Source organism: Pseudomonas kurunegalensis (genome assembly GCF_030291635.1).
GTDB lineage: Bacteria > Pseudomonadota > Gammaproteobacteria > Pseudomonadales > Pseudomonadaceae > Aquipseudomonas > Aquipseudomonas monteilii.
This window is the reverse complement of the sequence record NZ_CP127871.1, coordinates 3,342,186-3,367,833: the sequence shown is the minus strand read 5'-3', so window position 1 is coordinate 3,367,833 and position 25,648 is coordinate 3,342,186. Positions and strand designations below refer to the sequence as shown.

At 62.1% G+C, this 25,648-nt stretch carries 24 protein-coding genes; 8 read left to right on the top strand and 16 right to left on the bottom strand.

What is annotated here, in order from left to right; translation table 11 throughout:
• Window positions 1–130: 130 nt before the first annotated feature.
• The 3 genes from QQ992_RS15140 to QQ992_RS15130 are packed head-to-tail and all read right to left on the bottom strand — an operon-like array spanning window position 131 to window position 3,155.
• Window positions 131–1,060: a LysR family transcriptional regulator gene (locus QQ992_RS15140; RefSeq protein WP_286110127.1), complete on the bottom strand. Its 930-nt coding sequence runs from the start codon at window positions 1,058–1,060 to the stop codon at window positions 131–133.
• Between the two features lie 49 nt (window positions 1,061–1,109).
• Complete coding sequence (locus QQ992_RS15135; protein ID WP_286110126.1) at window positions 1,110–2,144, bottom strand: methionine synthase; 1,035 nt, start codon at window positions 2,142–2,144, stop codon at window positions 1,110–1,112.
• 27 nt (window positions 2,145–2,171) lie between these two features.
• On the bottom strand, window positions 2,172–3,155 hold the full coding sequence (locus tag QQ992_RS15130) for a DUF1852 domain-containing protein (protein ID WP_286110125.1): 984 nt from the start codon (window positions 3,153–3,155) through the stop codon (window positions 2,172–2,174).
• A 963-nt stretch (window positions 3,156–4,118) separates the two neighbouring features.
• Between QQ992_RS15130 and QQ992_RS15125 the strand changes: the two genes are divergently transcribed.
• The 4 genes from QQ992_RS15125 to QQ992_RS15110 all read left to right on the top strand — a co-directional run bounded on the left by QQ992_RS15125 (window position 4,119) and on the right by QQ992_RS15110 (window position 6,283).
• Window positions 4,119–4,409, top strand: a complete 291-nt coding sequence (locus tag QQ992_RS15125) for a hypothetical protein (protein ID WP_060501668.1) — start codon at window positions 4,119–4,121, stop codon at window positions 4,407–4,409.
• Between the two features lie 177 nt (window positions 4,410–4,586).
• On the top strand, window positions 4,587–5,093 hold the full coding sequence (locus QQ992_RS15120) for a peroxiredoxin (RefSeq protein WP_286110124.1): 507 nt from the start codon (window positions 4,587–4,589) through the stop codon (window positions 5,091–5,093).
• Window positions 5,093–5,599 (top strand): GNAT family N-acetyltransferase, encoded by a 507-nt coding sequence (locus tag QQ992_RS15115; RefSeq protein ID WP_198749138.1) that lies wholly within the window; start codon window positions 5,093–5,095, stop codon window positions 5,597–5,599. The genes QQ992_RS15120 and QQ992_RS15115 overlap by 1 nt, the downstream gene beginning before the upstream one ends.
• A 207-nt stretch (window positions 5,600–5,806) precedes the next feature.
• On the top strand, window positions 5,807–6,283 hold the full coding sequence (locus tag QQ992_RS15110) for a GNAT family N-acetyltransferase (RefSeq protein ID WP_286110123.1): 477 nt from the start codon (window positions 5,807–5,809) through the stop codon (window positions 6,281–6,283).
• A 174-nt stretch (window positions 6,284–6,457) separates the two neighbouring features.
• Here QQ992_RS15110 and QQ992_RS15105 read toward each other — a convergent pair whose 3' ends face one another.
• Both QQ992_RS15105 and QQ992_RS15100 read right to left on the bottom strand, forming a co-directional pair.
• Window positions 6,458–6,850, bottom strand: a complete 393-nt coding sequence (locus QQ992_RS15105) for a hypothetical protein (RefSeq protein WP_286110122.1) — start codon at window positions 6,848–6,850, stop codon at window positions 6,458–6,460.
• A gap of 95 nt (window positions 6,851–6,945) precedes the next feature.
• On the bottom strand, window positions 6,946–7,698 hold the full coding sequence (locus QQ992_RS15100; RefSeq protein ID WP_125859340.1) for an SDR family NAD(P)-dependent oxidoreductase: 753 nt from the start codon (window positions 7,696–7,698) through the stop codon (window positions 6,946–6,948).
• 101 nt (window positions 7,699–7,799) lie between these two features.
• Between QQ992_RS15100 and QQ992_RS15095 the strand changes: the two genes are divergently transcribed.
• Together QQ992_RS15095 and QQ992_RS15090 are read left to right on the top strand one after the other, a co-directional pair.
• Window positions 7,800–8,747 (top strand): LysR family transcriptional regulator, encoded by a 948-nt coding sequence (locus QQ992_RS15095; RefSeq protein ID WP_286110121.1) that lies wholly within the window; start codon window positions 7,800–7,802, stop codon window positions 8,745–8,747.
• A gap of 85 nt (window positions 8,748–8,832) precedes the next feature.
• The gene (locus QQ992_RS15090; protein ID WP_286110120.1) at window positions 8,833–9,213 is read left to right on the top strand and encodes a putative quinol monooxygenase; all 381 of its coding nucleotides are present in this window, start codon (window positions 8,833–8,835) and stop codon (window positions 9,211–9,213) included.
• Between the two features lie 44 nt (window positions 9,214–9,257).
• Here QQ992_RS15090 and QQ992_RS15085 read toward each other — a convergent pair whose 3' ends face one another.
• The 4 genes from QQ992_RS15085 to QQ992_RS15070 all read right to left on the bottom strand — a co-directional run bounded on the left by QQ992_RS15085 (window position 9,258) and on the right by QQ992_RS15070 (window position 12,773).
• Entirely contained in the window at window positions 9,258–9,617 is a 360-nt protein-coding gene (locus QQ992_RS15085) for a cupin domain-containing protein (protein ID WP_110742004.1), read from the bottom strand.
• A complete protein-coding gene (locus QQ992_RS15080) occupies window positions 9,614–10,222 on the bottom strand; it encodes a GNAT family N-acetyltransferase (protein WP_286110119.1) in 609 nt (202 codons plus the stop codon). The genes QQ992_RS15085 and QQ992_RS15080 overlap by 4 nt, the downstream gene beginning before the upstream one ends.
• A 368-nt stretch (window positions 10,223–10,590) precedes the next feature.
• Window positions 10,591–12,174 (bottom strand): rhodanese-related sulfurtransferase, encoded by a 1,584-nt coding sequence (locus QQ992_RS15075; RefSeq protein ID WP_286110118.1) that lies wholly within the window; start codon window positions 12,172–12,174, stop codon window positions 10,591–10,593.
• A complete protein-coding gene (locus QQ992_RS15070) occupies window positions 12,171–12,773 on the bottom strand; it encodes a cysteine dioxygenase family protein (protein WP_286110117.1) in 603 nt (200 codons plus the stop codon). The genes QQ992_RS15075 and QQ992_RS15070 overlap by 4 nt, the downstream gene beginning before the upstream one ends.
• Window positions 12,774–13,072: 299 nt before the next feature.
• Here QQ992_RS15070 and QQ992_RS15065 point away from each other — a divergent pair, with 299 nt between their 5' ends.
• Both QQ992_RS15065 and QQ992_RS15060 read left to right on the top strand, forming a co-directional pair.
• Entirely contained in the window at window positions 13,073–14,026 is a 954-nt protein-coding gene (locus tag QQ992_RS15065; protein WP_105948627.1) for an ABC transporter substrate-binding protein, read from the top strand.
• A gap of 112 nt (window positions 14,027–14,138) precedes the next feature.
• Window positions 14,139–15,458, top strand: coding sequence for an LLM class flavin-dependent oxidoreductase (locus tag QQ992_RS15060; RefSeq protein WP_286110116.1), 1,320 nt, complete (start codon window positions 14,139–14,141; stop codon window positions 15,456–15,458).
• A 29-nt stretch (window positions 15,459–15,487) separates the two neighbouring features.
• Here QQ992_RS15060 and QQ992_RS15055 read toward each other — a convergent pair whose 3' ends face one another.
• The 7 genes from QQ992_RS15055 to QQ992_RS15025 all read right to left on the bottom strand — a co-directional run bounded on the left by QQ992_RS15055 (window position 15,488) and on the right by QQ992_RS15025 (window position 25,648).
• The gene (locus QQ992_RS15055; RefSeq protein WP_286110115.1) at window positions 15,488–17,899 is read right to left on the bottom strand and encodes a TonB-dependent receptor plug domain-containing protein; all 2,412 of its coding nucleotides are present in this window, start codon (window positions 17,897–17,899) and stop codon (window positions 15,488–15,490) included.
• A 33-nt stretch (window positions 17,900–17,932) separates the two neighbouring features.
• Window positions 17,933–18,427: a RidA family protein gene (locus QQ992_RS15050; protein WP_286110114.1), complete on the bottom strand. Its 495-nt coding sequence runs from the start codon at window positions 18,425–18,427 to the stop codon at window positions 17,933–17,935.
• A gap of 19 nt (window positions 18,428–18,446) precedes the next feature.
• A complete protein-coding gene (locus QQ992_RS15045) occupies window positions 18,447–20,009 on the bottom strand; it encodes an NAD(P)/FAD-dependent oxidoreductase (protein WP_286110113.1) in 1,563 nt (520 codons plus the stop codon).
• A gap of 363 nt (window positions 20,010–20,372) precedes the next feature.
• Entirely contained in the window at window positions 20,373–21,467 is a 1,095-nt protein-coding gene (locus tag QQ992_RS15040; RefSeq protein WP_119370261.1) for an LLM class flavin-dependent oxidoreductase, read from the bottom strand.
• Window positions 21,468–21,529: 62 nt separating this feature from the next.
• Window positions 21,530–22,864: an LLM class flavin-dependent oxidoreductase gene (locus QQ992_RS15035; protein WP_105948633.1), complete on the bottom strand. Its 1,335-nt coding sequence runs from the start codon at window positions 22,862–22,864 to the stop codon at window positions 21,530–21,532.
• Between the two features lie 271 nt (window positions 22,865–23,135).
• Window positions 23,136–24,755, bottom strand: coding sequence for a dipeptide ABC transporter ATP-binding protein (locus QQ992_RS15030; protein ID WP_286110112.1), 1,620 nt, complete (start codon window positions 24,753–24,755; stop codon window positions 23,136–23,138).
• Window positions 24,752–25,648, bottom strand: a complete 897-nt coding sequence (locus QQ992_RS15025; RefSeq protein ID WP_198751240.1) for an ABC transporter permease — start codon at window positions 25,646–25,648, stop codon at window positions 24,752–24,754. Before QQ992_RS15025 ends, QQ992_RS15030 begins: the two co-directional genes overlap by 4 nt.

Genomic DNA, 25,648 nt, shown 5'->3' with positions numbered 1-25,648 from the left:
CGGTGTTTGCTCTAGCTGCGAGTGAGCAACGCCGGGCCGACAGCCAGGCGTGCATCAAAAAAGGGCGCTTTGAACCCCGTTATCGATTTTGACCCGAATTGGGGCGTGGTCCGCTAAGGCCGCGCAGTTGTCAGAGTACGGGCCCTGACGCCACGCTGACACCTGCCAGCGTGGTGAAGGAGATGTCCTTGGCGGTGAGCAGAAAATCGCTCACGTATGGCACTTCCAGCATGTCACTGCGCAGTGCGGCGTAGAGCCTGGCCTGCAAGCCATGTTCGCCAAGGCGCTTGGCGGTTACATAGCCACGCGAGCTGTACTCATGCACTGCCCAGTTGGGCAGGCAGCAGACGCCGCGCCCGGACGCCACCAGTTGCATCATCATCACGGTCAGTTCCGAGGTGCGTACCTGCGCCGGCTCGACGTCGGCCGGGTCGAGAAAGCGGGTGAAGATATCCAGGCGAGTGCGTTCGATCGGGTAGGTGATCAGCGTCTGGTGGGCGATATCGGAAGGTTCCAGGTAAGGCTTGTCGCGCAGGGCGTGGTGGTTGTCGATGGCCAGCAGTGCCTCATAACCGAACAACGGCACATAGCTGATGCCCGGCAGTGTTACCGGGTCGGAGGTCACTACCAGGTCCAGGTCGCCGCGCTCCAGGGCTGGCAGTGGTGCGAATGAAAAACCGGAGGCGAGGTCCAGTTCCACCTCGGGCCAGGCGCTGCGAAACTCATCCACTGAAGGCATCAGCCACTGGTAGCAGCTGTGGCATTCGATGGCGATGTGCAGCCGCCCGGCCGAGCCCCCGGCCAGTTTGCCAAGGTCCCGTTCGGTACTGCGGATTTGCGGCAACACCTGGTCGGCCAGCTGCAACAGTTTCAGCCCTGCACTGGTGAAGCGCACCGGCCTGGATTTGCGCACGAACAGCGGCATGCCGATGCGCTCTTCCATGTCGCGGAACTGGTGCGACAGGGCTGATTGGGTTAGGTGCAGGCGCTCGGCGGCCTCGTGCAGGCTGTCGGTTTCACGCAGCGCGTGGAGGGTTCGCAGGTGGCGTAAATCGATCATGGGTAAAAATACGGGTCAGCTCAATTTGGGGCTTGTGTATGCATAGGCTTCAGTGTGCGTTGACGAGTTCCTGGCGGACGATTGCCGCGCCTGCACTCAACGCCTTGAGCTTGCCGCTGGCTACCTGACGAGGCAGGGGTGCCATACCGCAATTGGTGCACGGGTATAGTTTGTCGGCATCGACGAATTGCAGTGCCTTGCGCAGGGTGTCGGCAACCTGCTCCGGTGTTTCAATGACATGGCTGGCCACATCAATGGCGCCGACCATGACTTTCTTGCCGCGAATCAGCTCGATCAGGTCCATTGGAACATGCGAGTTATGGCATTCCAGCGAGATGATATCGATGCCGGACTGTTGCAGTTTGGGGAAGGCTTGCTCATATTGCCGCCATTCCGAGCCCAGGGTCTTTTTCCAGTCAGTATTGGCTTTGATGCCATAGCCATAGCAGATATGGACGGCAGTTTCGCACTTGAGGCCTTCAATAGCCCTTTCCAGGGTGGCCACGCCCCAGTCATTCACTTCGTCGAAGAAGACATTGAATGCCGGTTCGTCGAACTGGATGATGTCAACACCGGCTGCTTCCAGTTCCCTGGCTTCCTGATTGAGAATCTTGGCGAATTCCCAGGCCAGTTTCTCGCGGCTTTTATAGTGGCTGTCGTAAAGCGTATCGATCATGGTCATGGGGCCAGGCAGCGCCCACTTTATCGGCTGCGTGGTCTGTTGGCGCAAGAACTTGGCATCTTCGACAAACACGGGTTTCTGTCGGGCGACAGCACCCACCACGGTTGGTACGCTCGCGTCGTAACGATCGCGGATTCTAACGGTTTCCCGCTGCTCGAAATCAACACCACTCAGGTGCTCGATAAAGGTGGTGACGAAGTGCTGACGTGTTTGTTCGCCATCACTGACAATGTCGATACCGGCGTGTTGTTGTTCTTGCAAGGCCAGGCGCAGGGCATCCTGTTTGCCTTCGATAAGTTGCGCGTCTTGTAACTTCCACGGTGACCAGAGTGTTTCAGGTTGGGCAAGCCAGGACGGTTTAGGCAGGCTGCCGGCAGTGGACGTGGGGAGTAGCGTGTTCATGAGCGATGACCTTGTACTTTGAATGATTCAACGGGCGTATTGAGCGGACCATTGCTCAAGCGTGGCCTGGTAGGGTTTGACAAAGTTCGCCTCGGCAAATTTGCCCTGTTCGATCGCCAGCCGGCTGCGCTCATCCCGATCGTAGACAATGCGCGTGAGCGAGTAGTCCTGGTGCTTCAGGCTGGGCTGGTAGGCCTTGCCGGCTGCAGAGTTGGCATTGTAGATTTCGGGGCGGTAGATCTTCTGGAAGGTATCCATGGTGCTGATGGTGCTGATCAGCTCAAGGTTGGTGTAATCCGCGAGCAAGTCACCGGAAAAATAGAATGCCAACGGGGCAACACTGTCCGGTGGCATGAAATAGCGAACCTTCAAACCCATTTTCTTGAAGTATTCGTCCGTCAGCGAGTATTCATCCTGCTGGTATTCAGCGCCCAGCACAGGGTGCTGGTTTTCGGTGCGGTAGTAGGTTTTGCTGCTCGACACACTCAGGCAGATTACCGGCGGTTTGTTGAAGTGCTGCCGGTAGGTTTGCGAATTTACAAAGCACTTGAACAGGTTGCCGTGCAGCGCGCCAAAGTTCTCGGGCGTGCTGAAGGTTGGCTGATGCTTGTTGTGCTCCAGCAACAGTACACTGAAGTCATAGTCGCGAACGTACGAAGAAAAATTATTGCCTACCATGCCCTCGATGCGGGTATTGGTTGTGCGGTCGACAATATGGGTTTTCAGTATTTCTATCAACGGCAGGGTATTGCCGTGCTGTTCGGCTTCCATGTTCATTTCCACCGAAATGATTTCCAGCTCGACGTGGTAGCGGTCATTGTCGGGGTTATCCCAATGCGCCAGTGCGTTGAAGCGGTTGTCAATCATCGTCAAGGTGTTGCGCAGGTTTTCCTGGCGGTTCGCACCCCGCGCCAAATTGGCGAAGTTGGTGGTGATGCGGGTGTTTTCAGCAGGGTGATAATGTTCGTCGAAGGCAATGCGTTTGAGGCTAAACGTAGGTGCTGTATTCATGGTGCGCGGTGTCCTGATGTTTGAGGTCGAGCCTTCCAGTGCTGTCCAGTTGCACCTTCCGGGGCCTTCGCTCAACAAACTTTATGCTGATGCATGATCAGGACGTAGTTTAAGCAGGGCGTCTACATGAAGGGTATTGAAGATAATTCACAGGTTTTTTAGTGTTGCTCATGATGTGTGCCATAGCCAGTACCAGGCGAGTGCCTGATGGACGCGCCGAGCGAGCCCTTGGATGACAGCCTGTACAGTTGATGAGCGCTCCTCGGGCCATGCCTGGTTCTCAAGCGCGCGCAGAAGGTATTTGGGGACTTGGCACGAAAATCTCATGTCAATCGAAAGCCATACTATTCTTTTGGCTTTGCAACTACCCTTCATGGAAGAAGAATAAAAGGGGGCTTACATGAGTTGTCTGATCTGCGCAGGGCAGGCTGAAACTGTCGAATGCGCCCACGGATGGGAAGCACGATGTTGTTCCCGATGTGGATGTTACCGAATGTCCCAAACGCTCATCTTGGTCATGATGGAGGAGGGGCAGATTTTCGATACTGCGCGAATGCGTGAGTGGCTGACGGCTCGACGCGTTCAGGACGCTGTGCCTTCGATCGACCATCATCAGGCGATACTGGCCCGCTGAACAGGCGATGCGCCACATTCAGGGTGATATCATAATAATATTATCCGGCGCATTGCGCAGACAAAGTTGCATCAGAACATCACCCGGTTTAAAGAGTTCCTTGCGACAGGGAATAATTCTGCCTGTGCCTGTCGGGCCAGAGAATCGATTGAACAAGGGTTCTTGACCATGTTTAAATCGCGCCAGCTCAAACGCCTGGCAGCGCCTGGGCTTCGTGAGATACATGGACGGCTCGCAGTGAATCGCTAGACAAGCTTCGTGTTATTTCAACAGCGTAAAGGTTGCTGTGGCGTAAATTCACACACTCACTAAAGGGAATTAGGCTTACCATGCTGTTTTCGAACGAGCGGGAAATCATTGGCAGCTACAAGATGCTGCCAACCAAAGACGCGGACGCCATTTACTCGCAGAAAAGCATGCTCCTCAAGGCTGCCAAGTTCCTCAAACTGGTGGGCTGGTTTTGCATCATTCTCGGGTTGCCCATGCTGTTCATGCTTGTACCCGGCATCATCATGATTGGGCTCGGTGTTTTCTTGTTGGTACGTGCCAACAAGAATATCAAGGTGATCGAGCAGGCAACCGAAGCGTATTGCGCTGAAATCGGTGTGGCACCGGTCTGACTGAGTTGGGCCGCTAGCGCCATCAACACCCAAGCCGCAGCCTCTTGTTCGCGCAAGGGGCTGCGGCTTTTGCATTTCAGCTGCCAGGGTTATCAATCCGGCGCGGGAACCCCGGACATTTCGACCAGACTGCGGCATCATGGCGTGCTCAATCATCACCTGATGCAGGAGACAACGATGATCAAAACTGGCGATCAACTGCCCGACGTTACCCTTTACGAATACAACAACGATGCTGGCGTCTGCGCGATCGGCCCGAATGCCTTTTCTGTTCGCGAGCGCTGCAAGCAGAAAAAAGTGGTTATTTTCGGCTTGCCGGGCGCGTTCACGCCTACGTGCTCCGAACGCCACGTTCCGGGTTACGTAGCGCAGGCGCAAGCATTGTTCGCGGCTGGCATTGACGAAATTTTCTGTGTTTCGGTAAACGATGCCTTTGTCATGAATGCCTGGGGTAACAGCCTGCAGGTGGGCGATGCGGTGAAGATGATCGGCGATGGCAATGGCGAGTTCAGCAACGCACTGGGCTTGATCCAGGACCTGTCGGCCCGCGGGCTGGGGCGCCGTTCGCTGCGTTATGCCATGGTGGTCGACGACCTGATCGTCAAGCACGTTGCGGTGGAAGCGCCTGGCAAGTTCGAGGTCAGCGACGCGGGGAGCGTGTTGGCTGCACTGCGTTCGGTATGATGAAAGTGGATATCCGTAACGAACGAGCCGAAGACATCGAGCAGATTGCCGCAGTGACCATCGCTGCGTTCGCTCAGGCAGAACACTCTAGCCATACCGAACAGTTCATTGTCGATGCATTACGCAAAGCCGGGCAATTAACGGTTTCGCTGGTGGCAGTGGACCAGGAACGAGTCGTTGGACACGTCGCGGTTTCTCCAGTCACCGTCTCTTCCGGTGCGGCAGATTGGTATGGGCTTGGGCCCATATCCGTGCTGCCGGGCTGGCAAGGCCGGGGTATTGGCGCTTCTCTGATGAAGGCTGCTTTGAGCGAATTGCGAAGTAAGGGTGCAGCGGGTTGTGTCGTGCTTGGCGATCCTGCTTACTACAGCCGTTTTGGCTTCAACGCTCACGCTGAGCTGGTGTTGCCTGGCGTGCCTCACGTGTATTTCCAGGCGCTGTCCTTTTGCGGTGACGTTCCTGCAGGGACTGTGGCATATCACGACGCGTTCAATGCCACGGCGTGAGCGGGTTTTGACATCGCTCATGAAGCATCCGATGATGCCCCTATGACGACTTGCAGCCGCGTGTACATGATGCGTCCCCTGATGACCGCCTTGGGCGGGCCATAGGACGTTGCGCGCGTAAATCCTGACGTAACCCTAAGCCCCGCCATCAATGGTCGGGGCTTTTTCATGCTCCGGTCATGATCACCCATGACAAGGAGAGTGAGCATGTTACAGATCCGTCCAGCCAGGTACAGCGACGCCGAAGCTGCTTTCACTATCAGGCTTCAGGCGATACGGCACCAGTGTATTACCGTCTACACGGCGGAACAGGTTCAAGCCTGGACACAGGTGCCGCTGACGGAGCGGTACAGGCTCAGCGTAGAGCGGTGTTACCACATGGCATGGTGGGGCGAAGCGCCTGTGGCCACAGGGTACATCGATTTCCAGTCCGGGGAACTGGGGGCTCTGTTTGTACTGCCAGCGTTCATGGGGCAGGGAATTGGCAGGGCTATGGTCCAGTATCTGGAGCGTCTGGCGCTTGAGGCCGGGCTTTGCGAGATTCATCTGGACGCGACCCCCAATGCCACTTCGTTCTACCATCGGTGTGGCTATCTTGGGGAGGCTGAAGGGATCTACACCTCGCCTTCGGGGCTTGAGTTGGCATGCACACCCATGCACAAGCGATTGACTGGATGCGCATGAAGCCATGGGATGAACATCTGGGTAAGCGTCCGGGGAACCGGGCGTTTGCGGGTGAGTGCTTTAATCAGTACGAAAGCTGACAGCGCTACCACTGGCTGCCCTCAATGACGGGACAGCCATTCGGCACGACATGAGTATCGAAGTGTGAGTTTGACGAAAAAAACTGCTTGTGAGTCAAACTGTTGTGTCGACGGAGTTTTGCAGCGTGATCATTGTTGCCTGCATCGCCATCATGTTTGCCGTTACACTCGAAATCTGGGCTTGGATCGCTGCCACCTGCGCATTTTTTTCCTCACTGGATGCTTGAGCAGATTGGGCTTGCTGCAGTTGTTGTTGCAGCTCCTGGATTCGCTTCGCCGCTTCGGTGATCTGCTTTTGCAGTTTTTCCAGTATGTCTTTTTTGGACGTGCCAGCACCCGTCTCGGATCCGGCCTGTGTTTCTGCTTTTACGCTAATTGAACCGGTGGTTGTTGCGTCGTCTTTTGACGCAACGGGTTCAGGGCGCACCGATACTGAATAAGGTGTGGACGTGTTCGTGATGCCGTTGAGGTTTGCATCGATTGCCATGGCGGATGTCCTTGGTTTTGTTGCTGCTCGGTTCGATCGACGGGTCGGAATGTTAGCTGCTTGCGGAAGGCCGCGTTTCTCGCGGCCTTTGCGGGTTAGATTTGCGCTTGGCCGCCGTCGACGAACAGTTCGGCACCGTTGACGAAGCTGGCATCGCTGGACGCCAGGAAAAGAGCGGCTTTGGCAATCTCTTCAGGCTCTCCGACGCGTCCCAAGGGAATCTGCGAAGCCAGGTAATCCAGCAGGCCTTGCTGCTGAGCTGCGTCCGGGCCGGCAAGGTCTACCAGGCCCGGCGTGCGGGTAGCGCCGGGGCTGATGGTGTTGATCCGGATGTTGCGATCCTTCAGGTCAAGGATCCAGTTACGGGCGAAGGCACGTACTGCAGCCTTGGAGGCCGCGTACACACTGAATGCGGGCGTGCCCGAGCTGGCAGCAGTGGAACCGGTCAAAATCACCGAAGCGCCTTCAGCCAGAAGTGGCAGCGCTTTCTGAACCGTGAACAGCGTACCTTTGACGTTACGATCAAATGTGTCGTAGTAGTGTTCTTCAGAGATGTCTCCCAGCGGCAACATCGAGCCACCCCCTGCGTTTGCGAACAACACATCGATACGCCCGTGCGCTGCAGCGACTTGTTGGTACAAGGCATCGAGTTCGTCCGGCTTCGAGGAATCCACTCGAACCCCTACTGCGTTGCCAACCAGTGCGACGGCGTTGTCCAGCTCCGTCTGGCGGCGCCCAGTGATGAATACCCGCGCACCTTCCTGAGCGAAAAGCTTCGCGGTCGCCAGCCCGATGCCTGAGGTTCCGCCAGTCACGATTGCGATTTTGTTTACAAGCTTGCCAGTCATGAGCGTTCTCCAATGTTTGAAATGTTGCGGTGGGAGAAGCGTATCGACGACGAGAAGAAACCAAAATAGAATTGTCAGAAACTCATCGTTGCAGAAATGAAATGAGCAAACTTCCGGATTTTGAAGGTTTGGCGATGTTCGCCAAGGTAGCTGAAGAGGGCTCGTTCGCTGCCGCTGCCAGGGTTATGGGCGTTTCGGTGCCCACCGTGTCCAGGGCCATAGCTCGACTGGAGGAGCGACTGGGCGGGCGTCTGTTCAACCGCACGTCTCGACAACTTTCATTGACCGAGTTCGGTCAGAGCATGGCCGGCAAGGCTGGCGAAATCTACCGGCAGGCCGAAGAGGTAGAAGGCGAGGCGATGGAGCTCTCCGTTCGACCACGCGGCCTGGTTCGCCTCGCGATCCCCATGTCGTTCGGCTTGAGATGGGTCGCGCCCTTGATGCCCAAACTTATCCGGCAATATCCAGAACTCTCGGTAGACCTGCATTTGTCCGACGCTTCGGTCGACCTGATCGCGGATGGCTTTGACGCTGCCTTGAGAATCGCGGCACTGCCAGACTCATCACTGGTGGCTAGAAAGCTGTGTGCGGTAACCCAGTTTCTTGTCGCTTCACCGGCCTACCTCGACAAGCACGGAAGGCCACAACACCCCCGAGAGCTGGCCAGTGTGCCTTGCCTGAGCTACGCCTACCGCGCCCGGACGCAGGTCTGGCGATTCACGCATACCTCTGGAGTGGAAGAGGATGTCGTGCCTACCGGGCCTCTGCGGGTCACGAATTCGGACGCTATGATCCCACTGTTGCTAGAAGGGATGGCCATCTCCGAACTGCCTGAGTTCATCGCGAGTGAATACCTGATGGATGGGCGCCTGGAAAGAATCCTCCCGGAGTGGAGCATGACGCGGGGCGGTTTGTATTTCGTGACGCCGTCTGCGCGAACCCGGCCAGTGAAGATCAGAGCGGTTTCCGATTTCTTCTTTGAACACCTGTCCGAGCCGACGTGGCGCTGGGCACCCGGGTATGAGTCATTAGGCGATGTTCAAAAGTGAAATGATGGCTTTCAATCTTTGATATTTTTGTGCGGCCTGGGCTTCAGTAACGTTGACTCACTTCCCGCGAATGAGGCGTATAAATATGCAAAACGTTCATCCAGCAGCTGCATCCGACCACGACAAGACCCTGCCGACCAAGATTCTCGTAAGTGCGTACTACCGCGTTCATCCCGATGACCGCCAGACCTTCATCGACGCGGTGATCCCCGAGATGCTGGCGGCCCAGAAACTGCCAGGCTGCATTTACTACGCATTTGCGCAGGATCTGAGCAACCCGAACAATTTCCATTTGACTGAAGGTTGGGCGGATGAAGAAGCTTACGAGCGCCATGAAAACTCGGAGTCTTTCCTCACGGCTCTGGCCACGGTTGTGAAAAACGTCCGCATCCTGGATAGAGAGGGCATTCGTTACGATGTGGCCAAACAGCACATTGACGACCCGCGAGGGAAAGTCACCGAATAGGTGAGATCTGCGTTTCGAGGGCGCTTCGAAACGTGACCCCGTGCCTAGTTCGCGGGCAAGAGGATCACGAAGTTCTTTTTCATGTCTTCCAGCACGGTCCATTTGCCCTTGGCGCCCGGTTCGATAATGAACGTGTCGCCAGCGGCCAGTGTGATGGGGGCGCAGCCCTCGAGCTCGATGACGCAGCGTCCACTCAGCACATGGCAGAACTCCCAAACCTTGTAGTCGATGCGCCACGCTCCGGTGCTGGCTTCCCACTCTCCGGAAATGCGACCTTGCTGTTCATCGTGATAGTACTTGGACGTCAGCGTATGCGGGGTGCCTTCCACGACTTCTTCAAAAAAGGGAAGGTCGCGCACCGGTTGAATGTCCAGTTCGCGGAACACGGTCAGTTTCTTGTTCATGGTTTTTTCTCGAGCACGTTGTGGTTAGGGCGATACATTAAATAGGCCTCACCGGTTACGCCCAGCATCGGGTGCGGAACGATCTGGCAGGTTTTAACAATTTGAAAACCGTGACGTTCATAGAAGCGGCGTGCACCGTGGTTTTCTGCATAATCGATCAGGCATAGCCCATCCAGGCCAGCGTCCTCCGCACGCTGCTGGGCGTGGCGAAGAAACTGGACGCCCAGCCCCTGGCTGCGCCAGGCCTCATCCAGGGCCAGGCTGGATATGTACAAGGTGTCGGGTATTTCCATGTCGGAATACGGCGCGAGGACCGGGTCTGTCTCGACCGGCCTGTCAGGGGTCTCGCGCAAGGCATAGCTGTGCATCATGCCGATGACGCGCCCTTCGTAAGTGGCCATCAGGCAGTTCTTGTACGAAAAGTCGCCCTGTTCCCTGGCATAGCGAGACGCACCGACACTCAGCAATGCTTCTCCAGGTGCGGCAAGCTTGCTCCAGATGTAATCGGCCATGCCTTCCGATGTCAGTTGAAAGAAGCGCGCAATATCCTGCGCGTCCGAGGCTTGAGCGGGTCTGAAGTCGATAGGCACGTACGGTGCTCCCATGGGATCGGGTAGTTAGCTTTCAAGGATTACGCCTTTGACAGGGAGGCAGGGTAGGCGGATTGAAAGGTTCCCATCATGCTCGGGGCGAACAGCGTCAGCACCGCGTGCGACTACCGGCCGGAAACTACCGGTCAGTAGCGATAAAATCCGCCCCTTGTCTGGCTAAAACCGCTGCGAAACCAAGTAGCGAATGCCGAAGATGCACGTTCCCGAGCCATCGATTTCCAGTAATGCAAGCGAAGCCTGGTTTTACGGCCCTCAATACTGGATAGAAACCGATGGCCTCGGTTCAGCATGGCGCGTGCGTACGTCAGAGCGTGAAGGTGTGCAGGTCGGCACCGGTTTGTCGTGAACCCCTGCGTTCAGGTTCAGAGCACCTTGAACCCATGGGTGCCATCGCGCTCGAGTTGCGCAATCAGACCAAACTCCCAGTCCAGATACCCCTGCATCGCCTCGCGAGGATTGTCCGTACCCTCGTAGGGGCGCCGGTAGCGATCGCTGCGGGGAACGGCAAGCTGCGTTTCGCCGGTTTCCAGCGGTTGCCCGGCAGCGATCCAGCGCGTGGTGCCGCCTTCGAGCAGGTAAACGGGCGTGCGGGTGAGGGCCTGCAGGTCACGCGCGGCGAAGCGTGCCAGCAGGCTGGTGCCGCACGTCAGTACGTAGCGACTGGCCTGCGGCACCCGTTCCAGGGTTTCGGCCAGTTGCGCGCGAATCGCCCAGTGCGCACCGGGGATATGACGCTTGACGTAGTTGGCGCTGGTGGTGAAATCCAGCACCACGGTGCCGTCTTCCTGCAGCCAGCCTTGCAGCTGTTCGACACCGATCTCATTGGCCTTGGGTAGCTCCGGCAGCGGCGCTTGCCAATCGCCGGCGGCGCTGAAATCTGCCGCCGACAGCCCGTCCAGCACCGCCACCTGCCAGCCCATCTGCGCCAGCCACGACGCGCTCATGTTGGCGCGCACGCCATCGTCGTCCACCAGCACGATGCGCGCGCCGCGCACGCTGGCGACGTGGTCGGTTTCCTGCACCAGCTGCCCGCCGGGCACGCTGCGGCTGCCGGGCAGATGGCCTGCAACGTATTCTTCGGGCGTCCGCACATCGAACAGGTAAGTGGTACGGCTAGCGTCGGCCTGCCAGGTATCAAACCCGGCGCGCTCCAGGCGCAGCACGCCGGCGCGGTCGGCCACCGCGCGAGCCTGGCGGGCGGCGTTGGCGCGGGTGCCGGCGCTCACCTGGGCGAAGGTCTTGTCCTGGCCGTGAGCCAACTGCTGCCCGGCCAGGGTCCAGCCGATGGTGCCGTTGCGCAGGGCGGCCACCGGGTTAGGGATGCCGGCGTTGACCAGCGACTGGGTGCCGATGATGCTGCGGGTGCGGCCGGCGCAGTTGACGATCACCTGGGTGGCCGGGTTCGGCGCCAGCTCGGCCACCCGCAGCACCAATTCGGCGCCAGGCACGCTGATGCCACCGGGGATGCTCATGGTCTGGTATTCGTCGAAGCGCCGGGCGTCGAGCACCACCACGTTTGCCTTATCATCGAGCAGCGCCTGCACCTGCTCGGCGGCCAGCGAAGGGGTGTGGCGCACGCTCTCGACCAACTCGCCGAAGGCTTTGCTGGGGACGTTGACGTCACGGAACAGCTCACCGCCTGCCGCGCGCCAGCCGGCCAGGCCGCCGTCGAGCACGGCCACGTCGCTGTAGCCCAGCGCGAGCAGGCGCTGCGCTGCCACGGCGGCCAGGCCTTCGCCATCGTCGTAGACGGTGATGGCGGCGTCACGTCGCGGCACACGGGCGAAGATTTCCAGCTCCAGTTTCGACAGCGCCACGTTGGCAGCGAACAGCGGGTGCTCCTGGGCGAACGGGTCCTCTTCGCGCACATCGATCAGGGCCAGTTCCTCGCGGGCCAGCAGGGCGCGGCGGATGTCTTGGTAACGGCGGGTAGTGACTGTGCTCATGGGGCAGGGTTCTCTTTGGACAGGTCCCAGATGTTGGGCAGGCGGGTATTGGAATAGCCGGAAATGAACGCTTTTTCGCTGCCGTCCTCGGCGTACACCGCGCGCTTGACCGCGCCGATGTTGCCGCCGTAGACGTGGATGCTGATCGACACCTGATCACTGAAGGCATTGCTGACCTGGTGAATATCACCAATGCGCGGCGACACGGCCTCCACCTGACCTGGCGCCAGGCGCACCGGTGCGCCGCTGGGCTGCAGTGCGCCCCGGGCGTCGCGGGTGAAGTCTTGGGAATATTCGGCACCGCGCAGCATGCCGATCAGCCCCCACACCCGGTGATCGTGGATGGGCGTGCGCTGCCCCGGCCCCCAGACGAAGCTCACCACCGAAAAGCGTTGGCGTGAGTCGCAGTGCAACAGGTACTGCTGGTAGCGCTGCGGGTCGGGCTGGGCGAGGTCGTCTGGTAGCCAGTCGTCCTGCGCGACCAGGCTGGCCAGCAGGCCCTGGCCGCGGTCGAGAAGGGTAGCTTCGTCGGGCTGCTGTTCGAGCAACTCGGCCAGGCTGTCGATGAAGTGGCGCAGGCGTTCCGGGTTATGGCTCATGGTTCAGGCTCGGTGTTCAGGTTTCATATCACCCTAGCAAAGCCTGTTTCTATTCTCAAAATGCAAAATAATCATAAGCTAATATGCAAATAATGCATTTACAGATGAGCGTTTCTGCTTTCAAATCCCATCACGCCGAAGGCATGAGGTTATGCCCAAAGCGCATTTCACAGCGGCTTTATTGATCTATAGATTATAAAAATAGATCAAGTAAGACTTAAAAGATATAAACCCGTTGCCACGAGACCGCACCTGCGGATCGGCCCTGACATGCCCCAAGCGGGCATCTGGAGACCCCCGTGCGTTACTTCAAGCAACTGGCCGCCACTGTGCTGGCCACCACCTTCAGCCTTGCCGCCGCCGCCCAGACCTTGGTCGTTGGCGACCAGAGCTACAATGCCCGCGCGGTGATGGAAGCGGCCGGGGTACTCGACAACCTGCCTTATGAGCTGGAGTGGAAGCAGTTCACCGCAGGTTCCCCCGTGGCCGAGGCGCTCAACGTCGGCAGCCTCGACATTGGCCTGCTGGGCGATGCGCCGCCCTTGTTTCTGGGCGCCTTGGGCGCGCCGATCAAGGTGATCGCGGTCAGCCGCCAGAACCTCGAAGGGGTGGCGATTCTGGCGCGCAAGGATTCGTCGATCCATAGCCTGCAAGACCTGCGTGGCAAGCGCGCGGCGATCTGGAAGGGTTCGTGGAGCCAGCAACTGTTGTTCAGCGCCCTGGACAAGGCCGGCGTACCGCGTGATGCGTTGGAGCTGCGTTACCTCAGCGCGCTGGACGCTTCCCACGCCCTGGACGGCGGCTCGGTGGACGTGATCGCCACCTGGGAGCCCTACGTTACCCAGCAAGAACGCCAGGGCGCCCGCGTACTGGCCACTGCCGAAGGCGTGATCCCGGCGCAGAGCTTCGTGGTGGCCAACGCCAAGGCGGTGGACGCCAAGCGCGCGCAGATCGCCGACTTTCTGCAACGGCTGAAAAAAGCCCGCGACTGGACCCTGAGCGACCCGGCCCACACCGAGGCCTACGCCGACGCCTGGGCCAAGCGCACCCGCGCCGACCGCGACATCGCCCGCGCCTGGTTCGCCCGTGCGCGCACTGACCTTGCACCGCTGAACCCGCAGGTGATTGTCGATGCGCAAAAGACCGTGGACTTCTTCGCCGGGCTCGGGCTGATCCAGGCGTATCCGGCCAGCAGCCTGTTCGACACCTCGTTTGGTGCGGCTATCGAGCAGCCGAGCGTCAGCCAGCACTGAAGATCTTCACCGGCTTCTTCGCGGGTAAACCCGCTCCCACAGGCATCCACAATCCCTGTGGGAGCGGGTTTACCCGCGAAGGGGCTCCCACCGATTTCGAAGGACCACCCCCATGACCCAACGCAAAATCAAACTCGGCGCCCTGACCATGGGCTGCGGCGGCCCCGGCCGGCACAACCTGTGGCTGGACCCCGAACTGCCGGCGGACGCCAGCGTCAACATCGACTGGTACATCGACATCGCCCGCCAGGCCGAGGCTGCGCTGTTCGACCTGATGTTCATCGTCGACAGCCAGTTCATCACCCCTGGCTCCCCCTCGCACTACCTCAACCGCCTGGAGCCGCTGACCCTGCTGTCGGCCCTGGCCGTGAGCACCCGCCATATCGGCCTGGTCGGAACCCTCACCACCTCCTACAACGCCCCTTACAACGTTGCCCGCAGGCTCGCCTCGCTGGACCTGATCAGCAAGGGCCGGGCCGGCTGGAACGTGGTCACCAGTGGTGATGCCGGCACCGCCGGCAACTACGGGCTGGACGAGCACTACGACTACGACACCCGCTACGCCCGGGCCCAGGAGCATGTGCAAGTGGTACAGGGGCTGTGGCACTCCTACGAGGACGACGCCTTCCCCCGCGACCGCGCCAGCGGCCGCTTCCTCGACCCTGGCAAGCTGCATGGGCTGAGCCACAAGGGCGAGCATTTTTCGGTGGTGGGGCCGCTGAACATCCAGCGCTCGCCCCAGGGCCAGCCTGTGATCTTCCAGGCCGGCGACTCCGAGCAGGGCCGCGACCTGGGCGCGGCCACCGCCGATGTGGTGTTCACCCATGCCGCCAGCATCGAGCAGGGCCAGGCCTTCTACCGTGACGTCAAAGGCCGCGCGGCGCGCCTGGGGCGTGATCCGGAGCAGTTGCTGGTGCTGCCGGGCGCGGAGATCTACGTAGGGGACACCGACGAGCACGCCCGTGAGATCGAACGGCACTATCACCAGGCCGATCACAGCTTCGAGCTGGCGCTCAAGGAGTTCGGGCGCAATTTCGGCTGGCACGACTTCAGCCAGTACGAGCTTGACGCCCCATTCCCGCAAGAGAGCCTGGAGTATGCCCGCAGCAGCTTCTTCACCAATGCCAAGCGCATCGCCGACCAGGCCCGGGACAAAGGCTTCAGCCTGCGCCAGGCGGTGGAATTCGGTCGCCAGTTGCGTCCCGGCGCGTTCGTAGGTTCCGCGCAGACGGTGGCGGCGAAGATGGCCGAATGGTTCGAGGCGCGGGCTTTGGACGGGTTCAACATTTATATAGGGCATCCGGGGCAGTTCCGTCGCTTTACCAAGGAGGTGGTGCCGCTGTTGCAGGAGCGTGGGGTGTATCGCACGGCGTATGAAGGCAGCACCTTGCGCGAGAGCCTGGGGCTGTCGATTCCGCGGTTTAGCCGGTAGATCGCCGGGGCTGCAACGCAGCCCCCTTTTCAGAAGTTGTACGTCACCCGCCCAAAGTAATACCCCCCAGTAAAACCATACGGCGAGTAAACCCCATACCCCTTGACCATGGTCTTGCTGCTCGGCGCCTGGCGCTCGGGGTACACATCGAACAGGTTGCGCGCACCCACTGCCAGCTCCAGGTCCTTGGTCAGCTGGTAGCCCACATCCAGGTCGGTGATCCAGCGCGCCTTGTACTCGCGGTCCAGTGAGCGGTCGTTGGCGGCGTTGACCTCGCGCCACGAACCATAGCGGGTCAGCCCCAGGTTGACCCGGTAGCGGTCCAGCCGCCAGTTGCCGCCCAGGATCAGCTTGGTGTGCGGCTGCACCTCGGTGAGCAGGTTGCGGGCCTGGCGGTCCATCAGCGTGTAGGGGGCGCCGAGAATGTTCACGCTTTGCTTGTAATCGAGGATCTCGGTGTCGTTCCAGTTGAACGCTGCGGTCCACTTCACAGTGCCGGCGCTGCCTAGATCCTGGTCGTAGCTGCCCACCAGGTCCAGGCCCTTGGTGCGGGTGTCGGCGCCGTTGGTGAAGTACTGCCCGCCGGAGGTCGAGTCGATGCCGTTGTCCAGCAACGCCTGAGTGACTTCCGGGCCGAGCAGGGTGCCGGTGAGGGTGATGCGGTCGCGGACGTTGATCAGGTAGGCATCGGCGGTGAAGGCCAGGCGGTCGGTGGGTTGCCAGGTCAGGCCGAGGCTGTAGTTGGTGGATTTTTCAGGTTTGAGCGCTTCGGCTCCCAACGCCTTGGCCGCCGCCGAGTCCACCGGCAGTACGCCGTAGTTGATCGACTGATACACGCCATTGACCACCCCGTAGGTGGTGGAGCGCGCGCTGAACAGGCTGTTGGCCAGCGATGGAGCACGGAAGCCGTTGCTTACCGTAGCCCGCAGTGCCAGTTCCGGGGTGAACTCGTAGCGGGTGGTGAGCTTGCCGCTGCGGGTGGCGCCGATGCCGCGGTCGTAGTGCTCGTAGCGCACAGCCGCGCCCCAGTACCACTGTGGCAACGGGTTGAAGCCCACATCCAGGTAGCCGGCGTAGCTGTTGCGGCTGGCGCTGGTGGCCTCGGCCGGGGAGATGCCGTTGGTCACCTGTGCGCCGGAGGCGGCGCAGTTGCCTGGGGTGGGGCAGTAACCGCCGTCGGCCCAGCTGGCCCAGTCGCCGGCTTGCACCTGGTAGGTGTCGCGGCGCTGTTCAAGGCCCCACGAGAAGTCCAGCGGATTGCTCAGCCCCACCTCGAAGCTGCGGTGCAGGTCCAGGTTGCTGGTCAGTTGCGAGCTGACCCAGGTGCCGGACTCGAAGTGATTGGGCGTTGCCTCGCCCAGCGACGGGTTCTGGTTGTTCCAGGTGCCCTGGGCGGCTTCGTTGCGTCCGTAGGTGCTCGACAGGTCCCAGTTCCATTCCCCGGCCAGGCCCTTGGCGCCGAACGCGGCCTGGTAGTCGTACTCTTCGATGTACCAGGTGGGCGTGTAGCCGGACGGACGCCCGTTGGGGCCGGTGGTAACGGTGTTGGCGATGGTCGGCAGGCGGAAGTTCTGGCCTTGTTCGGCCTTGCGGTAGGACCAGGTGCTGAACGAGTACAGGGTCAGGTCGTCTTCGAGCGGCAGCTCGGCGTTGTAGCCCAGGGTCAGCAGGTTGATCTTCGGCGTGCCGTAGCCGCCGTAGGTGACCTTGCCGGCGCGGTCCAGCGCTTCGGCCTGGCTGTAGCCGTTGGCGCTGGCCTTGTTGTCGTCATTCTGGCTGCGCGCATCCAGCGCCAGTTGCAGGATGCCGTCACGGCCGATCTCGAAGCCCTTGTTCAGGCTTTGCTGCACGGTCTGCTTCTTGCCGTCGTAGCCCTGGCCGGCAGTCGTCACGGCGGTACCGCTGGTATCGGCCTTGAGGATCACGTTGATCACCCCGGCGATGGCGTCCGAGCCATACTGCGCAGCGGCGCCGTCGCGCAGCACCTCGACATGGTCGATGGCGCTGATGGGAATCAGGTCCAGGTCGCTGGGCGCAGCACCGGCGTTGATGCCGCTGATGTTCAGGGTGGCACTGGTGTGGCGGCGCTTGCCGTTGACCAGCACCAGCACCTGGGCGGCATTGAGCCCGCGCAGGTTCGGCGCGCGGGCCATGCCGCTGGCGTCCCAGCCTGTCTTTTCCGGCAGGGTGAGCGAGGGCGCGCTGGCGCTCAGGGCTTCCATCAGGCCGGGCTTGCCGGTCTCCTGCAATTGCTTGGCGCTGATCACGTCGATCGGCACGGGGCTTGTGGTGACGGTGCGCTTCTCGGCGCCACGGTTGCCGGTGACGATCACCGTGCCCAGGGCCTGGGCACTGGGCTCATCGGCCAGTGTCGGGGTGGTTTGCAGCCCTGCGGCGAGGGCCACGGGGAGTAACGAGGCAGAGGTAAACACTTGCTTCATGCACGCAGTTCCTTGTTGGGCGGGGTGGCGCGCTCAGGGCGCCTTGGCCGCGATCGCGTCGATTTCCACCAGCGCGCCCGGCAACGGCAGGGCCACCACCTGCACGGCGGTGCGGGTCGGGGTGTGGGGTTGATCGGCGGTGGCGAAGAACTCGGTGTAGGCCGCTTGCAGTCCGGCGAAGTCGAGGTTGCCGCCGTTGGCCGGATCGCCCACCAGGAACACCCGCAACTGGACGATGTCGCCCAGGTCCAGGCCTTGGCTCTGCAAGGCTGCGCGCAGTTTTTTCAGCACCGAACGGGCCTGTGTTTCGGTATTACCCAGGGCCGCGACGCTGCCCTTGGGCGCCTTGGGGTCTGCTACATCCGGCAGGGTGCCACTGATGAAGGTCAGCTGGCTGCCGGCCGGCACCGTGACCAGTTGCGAGATGGGGAAGTTCGAGCCAGGTGGCGCGACGCGTTTGATGCCGTCGGCGTGGGCGTTGAGGGTCAGGGACATGAGCACTCCGGCAAGTAGAAGAAGACGAGGCATGGGTAGAATTCCTTCAGGGTCAGGCGGCAGCGCCGCGGGTGGTCTGGCTGGCGTGTTGGGCGATCAGGCTGACCACGCGGCGGGCAGATTCGGCGGCGCTGTTCTGCCAGATGCCCACCCCGCCATGGGCCAGGGCGTCACTGGCGAGCCAGGTACGGCCCTGGGGCTGGTTGAGCCGGTCGTAGCCGGGCTGGGCGACTTCGTCGTGGACGATCCAAGGCGCCTCGCTGAAGGGGATCTTCGACCAGTTCACCACCACCGGCCGGCCGAGTTTCTGGCTGTGACCGGGGTGCAGCGATTCCACCGCCTGGCGCGACGAGGCAATCTGCGCGGCCAATGGCTTGGCGGCGAACTGCTGGGCCACACCACCGGTGTTGTAGGTGGCCACCAGCACGCCCTGGGCGCTGTTGAGGCGATCACTGGGGTACCACAGGGTGCGCGCCTCGTGGTTGATGTAGCTGAGGCCGCCGTAGATCTGAAAATCCGTTTCCCAGAACCGCGGCGACTGCCAGGCCACCTTGTTGGCCTTGTCGCCTTCGGCGCTGGCGATGGCCTGCTTGAACGGCGCGTCGAAGTTGTTCGGCAACTTGGCCAGCAGCGGCAAGGGCAGGGTAACGATGGCGTAGTCGGCCTGTTCGACGTGCTGCTGGCCGCTCTTGCGATCACGCCACACTACCTTGGCGCCGGTGTCGCCGGTTTCGACCCCGAGCACCTCGGCGCCCAGGCGTACGCTGTCCTGGACCTGGCGGTAGAAGGCCTTGGGGATCTGGTCCATGCCGCCCACTGGCTGGAACATGGTCGAGGAAAACTCGGGGATCTCGTCGAACACCAGCGGCAGTAGCAGGTTGCTGTCCAGCAACTGATCGAGCGGCACGGGTTGGCGCTGGATCGGCGTCTGGTCGCCGGCGCCGGCGAAGCGGGTGTAGCCGGCGCGCACCGAGCCGCGGTACTGCTGTTGGCTGTCGAGGTCACCGTAGACCTTGAGGAAGTCCAGCAGCGCTTTGCGCTGGCCACTGTCGAGTTCGGCATCCAGGCTGTTGCGGCTGACGCTGCGCGCCAGCAGTTCGCTGAAATGCCCACGGGTGTCGTTGACCGCCTGGCGCAGCAGCAGCGGTGGACGGGCAAGGTCGGGTTGGGCCAGGGCGTTGCGGCTGCTGTTGACCAGCACCTGCAACTCCACGCCCAGTTCGCGGCAGTAACCCAGGATGGTCAGGTGATGGCTGGGCAGGCGCGCGGCGCCGGCGTTGAAGAACTGGCCCTGGTCGAACTCCACGCGCTGCGTGGTGCCGTCGTTGTGTTCGATGCGGTCGCCCTGACGCAGGGTCCAGACCCGGCCGCCGACCCGCTCGCGGGCCTCCAGCACGGTCACGTTGAAGCCTGCCTTGCGCAGCTCGTAGGCCGACACCAGCCCGGAAATACCGGCGCCGACAATTACCACGCGCTTGCCGTTGCCACCGTTGGCGGCCAGTTGCAGGGGTTCGAAGGTGGCGGCCAGGGCGTTCTGCCCCAGCGCGGCCAGTGCCGCCGAATAGCCGCCGATGGCGGCGAGGCGGGCGATCAGATCTCTACGGGACAATCCCATGTCGCGGTCTCCGAGAAGTTGGGTTCGGATGTGCGCAACAGGGCAGGCGGACGCATGGCGAGGCCCGACGACGGTTGGCACGAATCCATTTGCCTCCGCCAGGTCGGGGTCGGTTTACAGAACTTAATGGTCTTTACGGGGGTTGTGAAAGGCTGTTTTGTTCTAAGTTAATTATGTAATTTAATGATTATATTCATTTGTCTAAATGCGTAAGTAGTATTTTACGATGTGCTGTTCATTTAATCGGCGACAACATGAAAAGGCCCCTTTGCGGGGCAAGCCCGCTCCCACGCGATGCACAACGGTCGTGCTTTTCGTGGGAGCGGGCTTGCCCCGCGAAGGGGCCGTTGCCGTTATGAAAATCTAGGCCGTACGGGCGCTACGCTCACCCTCCCGCAGCGCAACCAGCGCCTTGATCCGCGGAATCAACTCCTGCCCATACTCCACCGCATCGCGCAACTGATCGAACCCCCGGAACAAGAAGGTACTCACCCCCAGCTCGTAATACGCGTGCGCAGCCTCGGCCACCTGATCCGGCGTGCCCACCAGCGAGGTGGAGTTGCCCGCGCCCCCGCCGAGCGCGGCGATCTCGGTCCACAACCGGGTATCGTGCACCTTGCCGGCCAGCTGCACCAGCCGTTCGGAACCCACGTTGCTCTTGCCGAAGTTCTTCTCGCGGCGATTGCCCTGGCGGATGCCGATACGCTGCTTGGCGTCGGCCAGAATGCGCTCGGCGCGGGCCCAGGCTTCGTCCTCGGTGGCGCCGAGGATCGGGCGCAGCGACAGGCTGAAGCGGATGTGCTTCTCGCGCCCGTAGCGGGCGGCGGCCTTGCGGACCTTGGCAATCCGCTCGCGCACCTGCTCCAGCGGCTCGCCCCACATCATGTACACGTCGGCGTGCTTGGCCGCGACCTCCACGGCGGCGTCGGAGGCGCCGGAGAAGTAGATCGGCAGCTTGCCCACCGGCTTGACCAGGGTCAGGTTGTCTTCCACCCGGTAATGCTCACCCTGGTGGTCGAAGGGTTCGGTCTGGGTCCAGGTGCTGCGCAGCACCTCCAGGTACTCGTCGGTGCGGGCGTAGCGGGCGTCCTTGTCGAGAAAGTCGCCATCGCGCTGCAGGTCGCCGCTGTCGCCGCCGGTGATCACGTTGATCGAGGCGCGGCCACGGCTGAGCTGGTCGAGGGTGGCGAACTGGCGGGCGGCGAAGGTCGGTGCCTGAAAGCCAGGGCGGTGGGCCACCAGCAGGCCGATGCGCTCGGTGAGCGCGGCCACGTAGCTGGCCAGGATCATCGAGTCCGGCGCGCTGGTGTTGACGGCCAGCAGCGCTTTGTCGAAACCGCCGTATTCCTGGGCCTGGGAGAACGCCTTGATGAATTCCAGGTCTACCAGCGGGCCGCGCGGGGCCTGGGATTCGCTGCCTTCCTGGGGGCCGATGAGGCCGATGAATTCGAGAGTCATGGAGCAAAATTCCTTTTCTGGGGGGATGGGCGGGCCGGGGCTGTGAAGCAGCCCGGGCAGTCTCAAGCCACTGCGCTTTGTTCGCGGCGCAAGGTATTGCGGTTGGCCGGCACATCGAGCCCGAAGTTGGCGCGCAGGGTGTCGCCTGCGTACTCGCCGCGGACCAGCCCGCGCGCCTGCAACAGCGGCACCACCAGCTCGGTGAAGTACTGCAGGCCATCGGGCAGCAGCTGGTTGATGATGAAACCGTCGGCGGCGCCGTGCTCGAACCAGTCCTGCAGGGCGTTGGCCACTTGCTCGGGGGTACCGACGAAGTCGCGGCGCGGGCGCGAGAAGCGCAGGGCCAGTTCGCGCAGGGTCAGTTGTTCGTCCCGGGCCAGCTGCTTGAGCTGGTCGGCGGTGCCTTTGTGGCTGTTGTCGCCCAGGGTGCCCAGGTCGGGGAAGGGCGCGTCCAGCGCGTGCTGGCTGAAGTCGTAGTCGTTGAACGGGCGGCCCAGGGCGACGATGGCATCCTCGATGCTCACCAGCTCCACGGCCTGCTGGTAGCGGCGTTCTACTTCCTCCTCGTCACGCCCGACGATGGGGCGGATGCCCGGCAGGATGAACAGCTGCTCAGGGTCGCGGCCATGCTTGGCAGCGCGCTGCTTGAGGTCCTGATAGTAGGCGCGGGCGTCGCTGAACGACTCGGGGCTGACGAAGATCGCATCGGCGTTCTGCGCGGCGAAGTTGCGTCCGTCCTCGGACACTCCGGCCTGGAAGATCAGCGGCTGGCCCTGGGGCGAGCGCTGGATGTTCAGCGGGCCTTTGACCTTGAAGAACTCGCCCTGGTGGCCGAGGGTGTGCAGTTTGTCCGGGGCGAAAAACTCGCCGGTGTGTTTGTCGCGGGTGAAGGCATCGTCCTCCCACGAATCCCACAGGCCCTTGACCACCTCGACGTGCTCGCGGGCGATGCGGTAGCGCACGGCATGCGGCGGGTGCTCGGCCTTACCGAAGTTGTCGGCAGTGCCTGATAACCACGAGGTGACCACGTTCCAGCCGGCACGCCCACCGCTGATCAGGTCCAGCGAGGCGAACTGGCGCGCGACCTGGAACGGTTCGGTGTAGCTGACCGTGACCGTGGCCACAAGACCAATGTGCGAGGTGACTGCGGCCAGGGCCGAAAGAATGGTCAACGGCTCGAAGCGGTTGAGATAGTGGGGGCTGGAGCGGGCGTGGATGTGCAGGCTGTCGGCGATGAAGGCGAAGTCGAATTTGGCGGCCTCGGCCAGTTGCGCCTGCTGCTTGTAGAAGCCGAAGTTGACACTGGCATCGGCCAGCGCCTCGGGGTGGCGCCATTCGCCCCAGCCGTGGCCGACACCGTGGATCATCGCGCCGAGTTTGATTTGTCGCTTGCTCATGGGGAGTCCTTCTGCAATCAGGTGATGGAGGCCTCCGCCGGGTGTGGGGTCGGACTGGTAAAGGGGACGTTAGCGTGGGGAGAGGGGGTTGTGAAAGGCTTTGTGGTTCTAAGCTAATTATGCATAAGTATTATTTGATGTGATGATCAATATGCATTGTTTTTTGTTATTGCCTGATCCTGTCGCAGGCTTCGTCAGCTCCCATAGTGTCCGGTGTGAACCTTGTGGGAGCTTGCGACAGGGCCGTCAGAGCAAATCAGGGGATCCGCCTTTACACCGCCACCGGCAACACGCTGCGCGAATGCCCCGGGATCGCCGCAATCAACTCCCGGGTATAGGCACTGGCCGGACGGCTGAACACCTCCAGCGCCGGCCCTTGCTCCACCACCTGCCCGCGCCGCAGCACCAGCACCTGATCGGCCATGCTGGCCACCACCGCCAGATCATGGGACACCAGCACATAGGCGATCCCCAGCTCGCGCTGCAACTCATCGAGCAGCGCGAGGATCTGCGCCTGCACCGACACATCCAGCGCGCTCACCGGCTCGTCCAGCAGCAACACGTGCGGCTCCAGCGCCAGGGCCCGGGCGATCGCCACCCGTTGGCGCTGCCCACCAGACAACTCTCGCGGCAGGCGGTCGAGGAAGTGCACCGGCAGCTGCACCCGGGCGATCAGTTCACGCGCCTTGCGCTCCAGGGCCTGGCCCTTGAGCACACCAAACGCCACCAGCGGCTCGACGATGCTGTCAAACACTGTGAAGCGCGGATCGAGCGCGGCGAAGGGGTTTTGCTGCACCAGCTGGATGCGTCGGCGCAGTGGCCTGAACTGGCGCCAGCTGTGGTGGGTGACGTCCTGGCCTGCAAACTCCACACGGCCCTGGCTGGGCGCCTCTAGCCCCAGGGCGATGCGCAGCGCGGTGCTCTTGCCCGAGCCCGATTCACCGACGATGGCCAGGGTTTGGCCTGCTTTGACCTCCAGGCTCAGGTCGTGCAGGGCAGTGAAGTGGGCGTCCTTGCCCGGTAGCGCAAAGCGCTTGCCGACGTTGCTCAGACGCAGCAGCGGCGTTTCTCCCAGGGCCGTGTTCGGCCGCTGGCGCGGCACGAAGGCGGGCGCAGCGGCGAGCAGGTCGCGGGTGTAGGGCTGTGGCGTGCCCCACAGCACCTGACGCGGCGAGGCGTGCTCCACCAACTCGCCGTGCTTCATCACCAGCAGGCGGTCGGCGCGGTCGCAGGCCATCCCCAGGTCGTGGGTGATGATCAGCAACGAGATGCCGCGCTCGGCCACCAGCCGTTGCAGGTGGTCGAGGATGCGCCGCTGCACCGTCACATCCAGCGCGCTGGTGGGCTCGTCGGCGATGATCAGGCGCGGATCGCCGGCCAGGGCGATGGCGATCAGCACCCGTTGACGCATGCCGCCGGACAGCTCGTGGGGGTATTGGCGGGCGCGCAGGGCCGGGTCGTCCAGGCCCACTTGGGTCAGCAGCTCCAGCACATCGGCGTCCAGCCCCGGATAACGCCGACCGCGGGCCAGCAGCAGGGCTTCGGCGATCTGCCGGCCAATGCGCAGCGTGGGGTTGAGGCTGACCATCGGGTCTTGCGGTACCAGGCCGACGGTGCGCCCGCGCAACTGGCGCCGGGCCGGCTCGCTGGCCTTGGCCACATCGACCCCGGCGACCAGCAACTGGCCCTGGTCGATCCGTGCGTTGCCCGGCAGCAGGCCGAGCAGGGCATTGGCCAGGGTCGACTTGCCCGACCCGGACTCGCCGACGATGGCCAGGGTTTCGCCCTGGTTCAGGCTGAACGACAGTTGGCGTACGGCTTCGGTACGCTGCCCGGCGAAATGGTAGCTGACACTGAGGTCGCGGACCTCGATCAACGCAGGCTGGCTCATCGGGCATGCTCCTCGACGCTGCGCGCCAGGTGGTTGAGGCTGAACACCACGGCCACCACGAACAATCCCGGCAACAGGGACACCCACGGGGCTGTGATGAGGAAGTGGCGGCCGTTGGCGATCAGCGTGCCCCATTCGGCCGCCGGTGGCGCAGCGCCAAAGCCGAGAAAACTGAGGCCCGCGGTGGCGAGGATGGCCGCGCCGAAGTCCAGGGTGGCGAGCACCGCCACCGGCCCCCAGGCATTGGGCAGCACATGGCGCAGCAGCGTGCGCGCCCAGCTGGCGCCGCCCAGACGCGCGGCCTCGACATAGGGCAGGGTCTTGATGCGCAGCACCTCGGCGCGGGTGGTGCGGGCAAAGCCGGGGATGATGCCGACGCCTACGGCAATCGCCACCGGTACCGTGCCGAAGCCGATGGCTGTGACGATCGCCAGGGCCAGCAACAGACCGGGCAGGGCCAGCAGCACGTCGATCAGGCGCATCAACGCGGCGTCCACGCGCCCGCCGGCAAAGCCGGCCAGCACGCCCAGGCCCAGGCCGCCGGCCAGGGCGATGGCCACCGCGAGCAGCGCAGCCTGCACGCTCAAGCGCGCGCCGTAGACCACCCGGGTGTACAGGTCGCGGCCCAGCTCGTCGGTGCCGAACCAGTGCACAAGGCTCGGCGCGCTGAGTTTGTCGGCGGGGGAGGTGGCGTACGGGTCGAAGCTGGTCAGCAGTTGTGGAGCCAGCGCGCTCAGCAGAGCGAACAGCACTACCAGCAAGGCCAGGCTGAAACCGGGGCGGCGCAGCAGCGGGGCCACGGCCTCGTGCAGGCGTTGCCAGCGCGTGCGGCGCTGCCATTGCTGTGGAGCAGTTGAGGGGACTGGATGATAGAGGCGAGTATCGGAAGTCAT

What these genes read in the sequence shown, in the direction of transcription:
- QQ992_RS15025 (WP_198751240.1), bottom strand. Translation starts at nt 25,648, where the DNA reads ATGACTTCCGATACTCGCCTCTATCATCCAGTCCCCTCAACTGCTCCA.
- QQ992_RS15085 (WP_110742004.1), bottom strand. Translation starts at nt 9,617, where the DNA reads ATGAACAAGAAACTGACCGTGTTCCGCGAACTGGACATTCAACCGGTG.
- QQ992_RS15120 (WP_286110124.1), top strand. Translation starts at nt 4,587, where the DNA reads ATGATCAAAACTGGCGATCAACTGCCCGACGTTACCCTTTACGAATAC.
- QQ992_RS15070 (WP_286110117.1), bottom strand. Translation starts at nt 12,773, where the DNA reads ATGAGCCATAACCCGGAACGCCTGCGCCACTTCATCGACAGCCTGGCC.
- QQ992_RS15090 (WP_286110120.1), top strand. Translation starts at nt 8,833, where the DNA reads ATGCAAAACGTTCATCCAGCAGCTGCATCCGACCACGACAAGACCCTG.
- QQ992_RS15095 (WP_286110121.1), top strand. Translation starts at nt 7,800, where the DNA reads ATGAGCAAACTTCCGGATTTTGAAGGTTTGGCGATGTTCGCCAAGGTA.
- QQ992_RS15100 (WP_125859340.1), bottom strand. Translation starts at nt 7,698, where the DNA reads ATGACTGGCAAGCTTGTAAACAAAATCGCAATCGTGACTGGCGGAACC.
- QQ992_RS15035 (WP_105948633.1), bottom strand. Translation starts at nt 22,864, where the DNA reads ATGAGCAAGCGACAAATCAAACTCGGCGCGATGATCCACGGTGTCGGC.
- QQ992_RS15080 (WP_286110119.1), bottom strand. Translation starts at nt 10,222, where the DNA reads ATGGGAGCACCGTACGTGCCTATCGACTTCAGACCCGCTCAAGCCTCG.
- QQ992_RS15105 (WP_286110122.1), bottom strand. Translation starts at nt 6,850, where the DNA reads ATGGCAATCGATGCAAACCTCAACGGCATCACGAACACGTCCACACCT.
- QQ992_RS15115 (WP_198749138.1), top strand. Translation starts at nt 5,093, where the DNA reads ATGAAAGTGGATATCCGTAACGAACGAGCCGAAGACATCGAGCAGATT.
- QQ992_RS15125 (WP_060501668.1), top strand. Translation starts at nt 4,119, where the DNA reads ATGCTGTTTTCGAACGAGCGGGAAATCATTGGCAGCTACAAGATGCTG.
- QQ992_RS15060 (WP_286110116.1), top strand. Translation starts at nt 14,139, where the DNA reads ATGACCCAACGCAAAATCAAACTCGGCGCCCTGACCATGGGCTGCGGC.
- QQ992_RS15140 (WP_286110127.1), bottom strand. Translation starts at nt 1,060, where the DNA reads ATGATCGATTTACGCCACCTGCGAACCCTCCACGCGCTGCGTGAAACC.
- QQ992_RS15050 (WP_286110114.1), bottom strand. Translation starts at nt 18,427, where the DNA reads ATGCCTCGTCTTCTTCTACTTGCCGGAGTGCTCATGTCCCTGACCCTC.
- QQ992_RS15040 (WP_119370261.1), bottom strand. Translation starts at nt 21,467, where the DNA reads ATGACTCTCGAATTCATCGGCCTCATCGGCCCCCAGGAAGGCAGCGAA.
- QQ992_RS15055 (WP_286110115.1), bottom strand. Translation starts at nt 17,899, where the DNA reads ATGAAGCAAGTGTTTACCTCTGCCTCGTTACTCCCCGTGGCCCTCGCC.
- QQ992_RS15135 (WP_286110126.1), bottom strand. Translation starts at nt 2,144, where the DNA reads ATGAACACGCTACTCCCCACGTCCACTGCCGGCAGCCTGCCTAAACCG.
- QQ992_RS15030 (WP_286110112.1), bottom strand. Translation starts at nt 24,755, where the DNA reads ATGAGCCAGCCTGCGTTGATCGAGGTCCGCGACCTCAGTGTCAGCTAC.
- QQ992_RS15110 (WP_286110123.1), top strand. Translation starts at nt 5,807, where the DNA reads ATGTTACAGATCCGTCCAGCCAGGTACAGCGACGCCGAAGCTGCTTTC.
- QQ992_RS15075 (WP_286110118.1), bottom strand. Translation starts at nt 12,174, where the DNA reads ATGAGCACAGTCACTACCCGCCGTTACCAAGACATCCGCCGCGCCCTG.
- QQ992_RS15045 (WP_286110113.1), bottom strand. Translation starts at nt 20,009, where the DNA reads ATGGGATTGTCCCGTAGAGATCTGATCGCCCGCCTCGCCGCCATCGGC.
- QQ992_RS15130 (WP_286110125.1), bottom strand. Translation starts at nt 3,155, where the DNA reads ATGAATACAGCACCTACGTTTAGCCTCAAACGCATTGCCTTCGACGAA.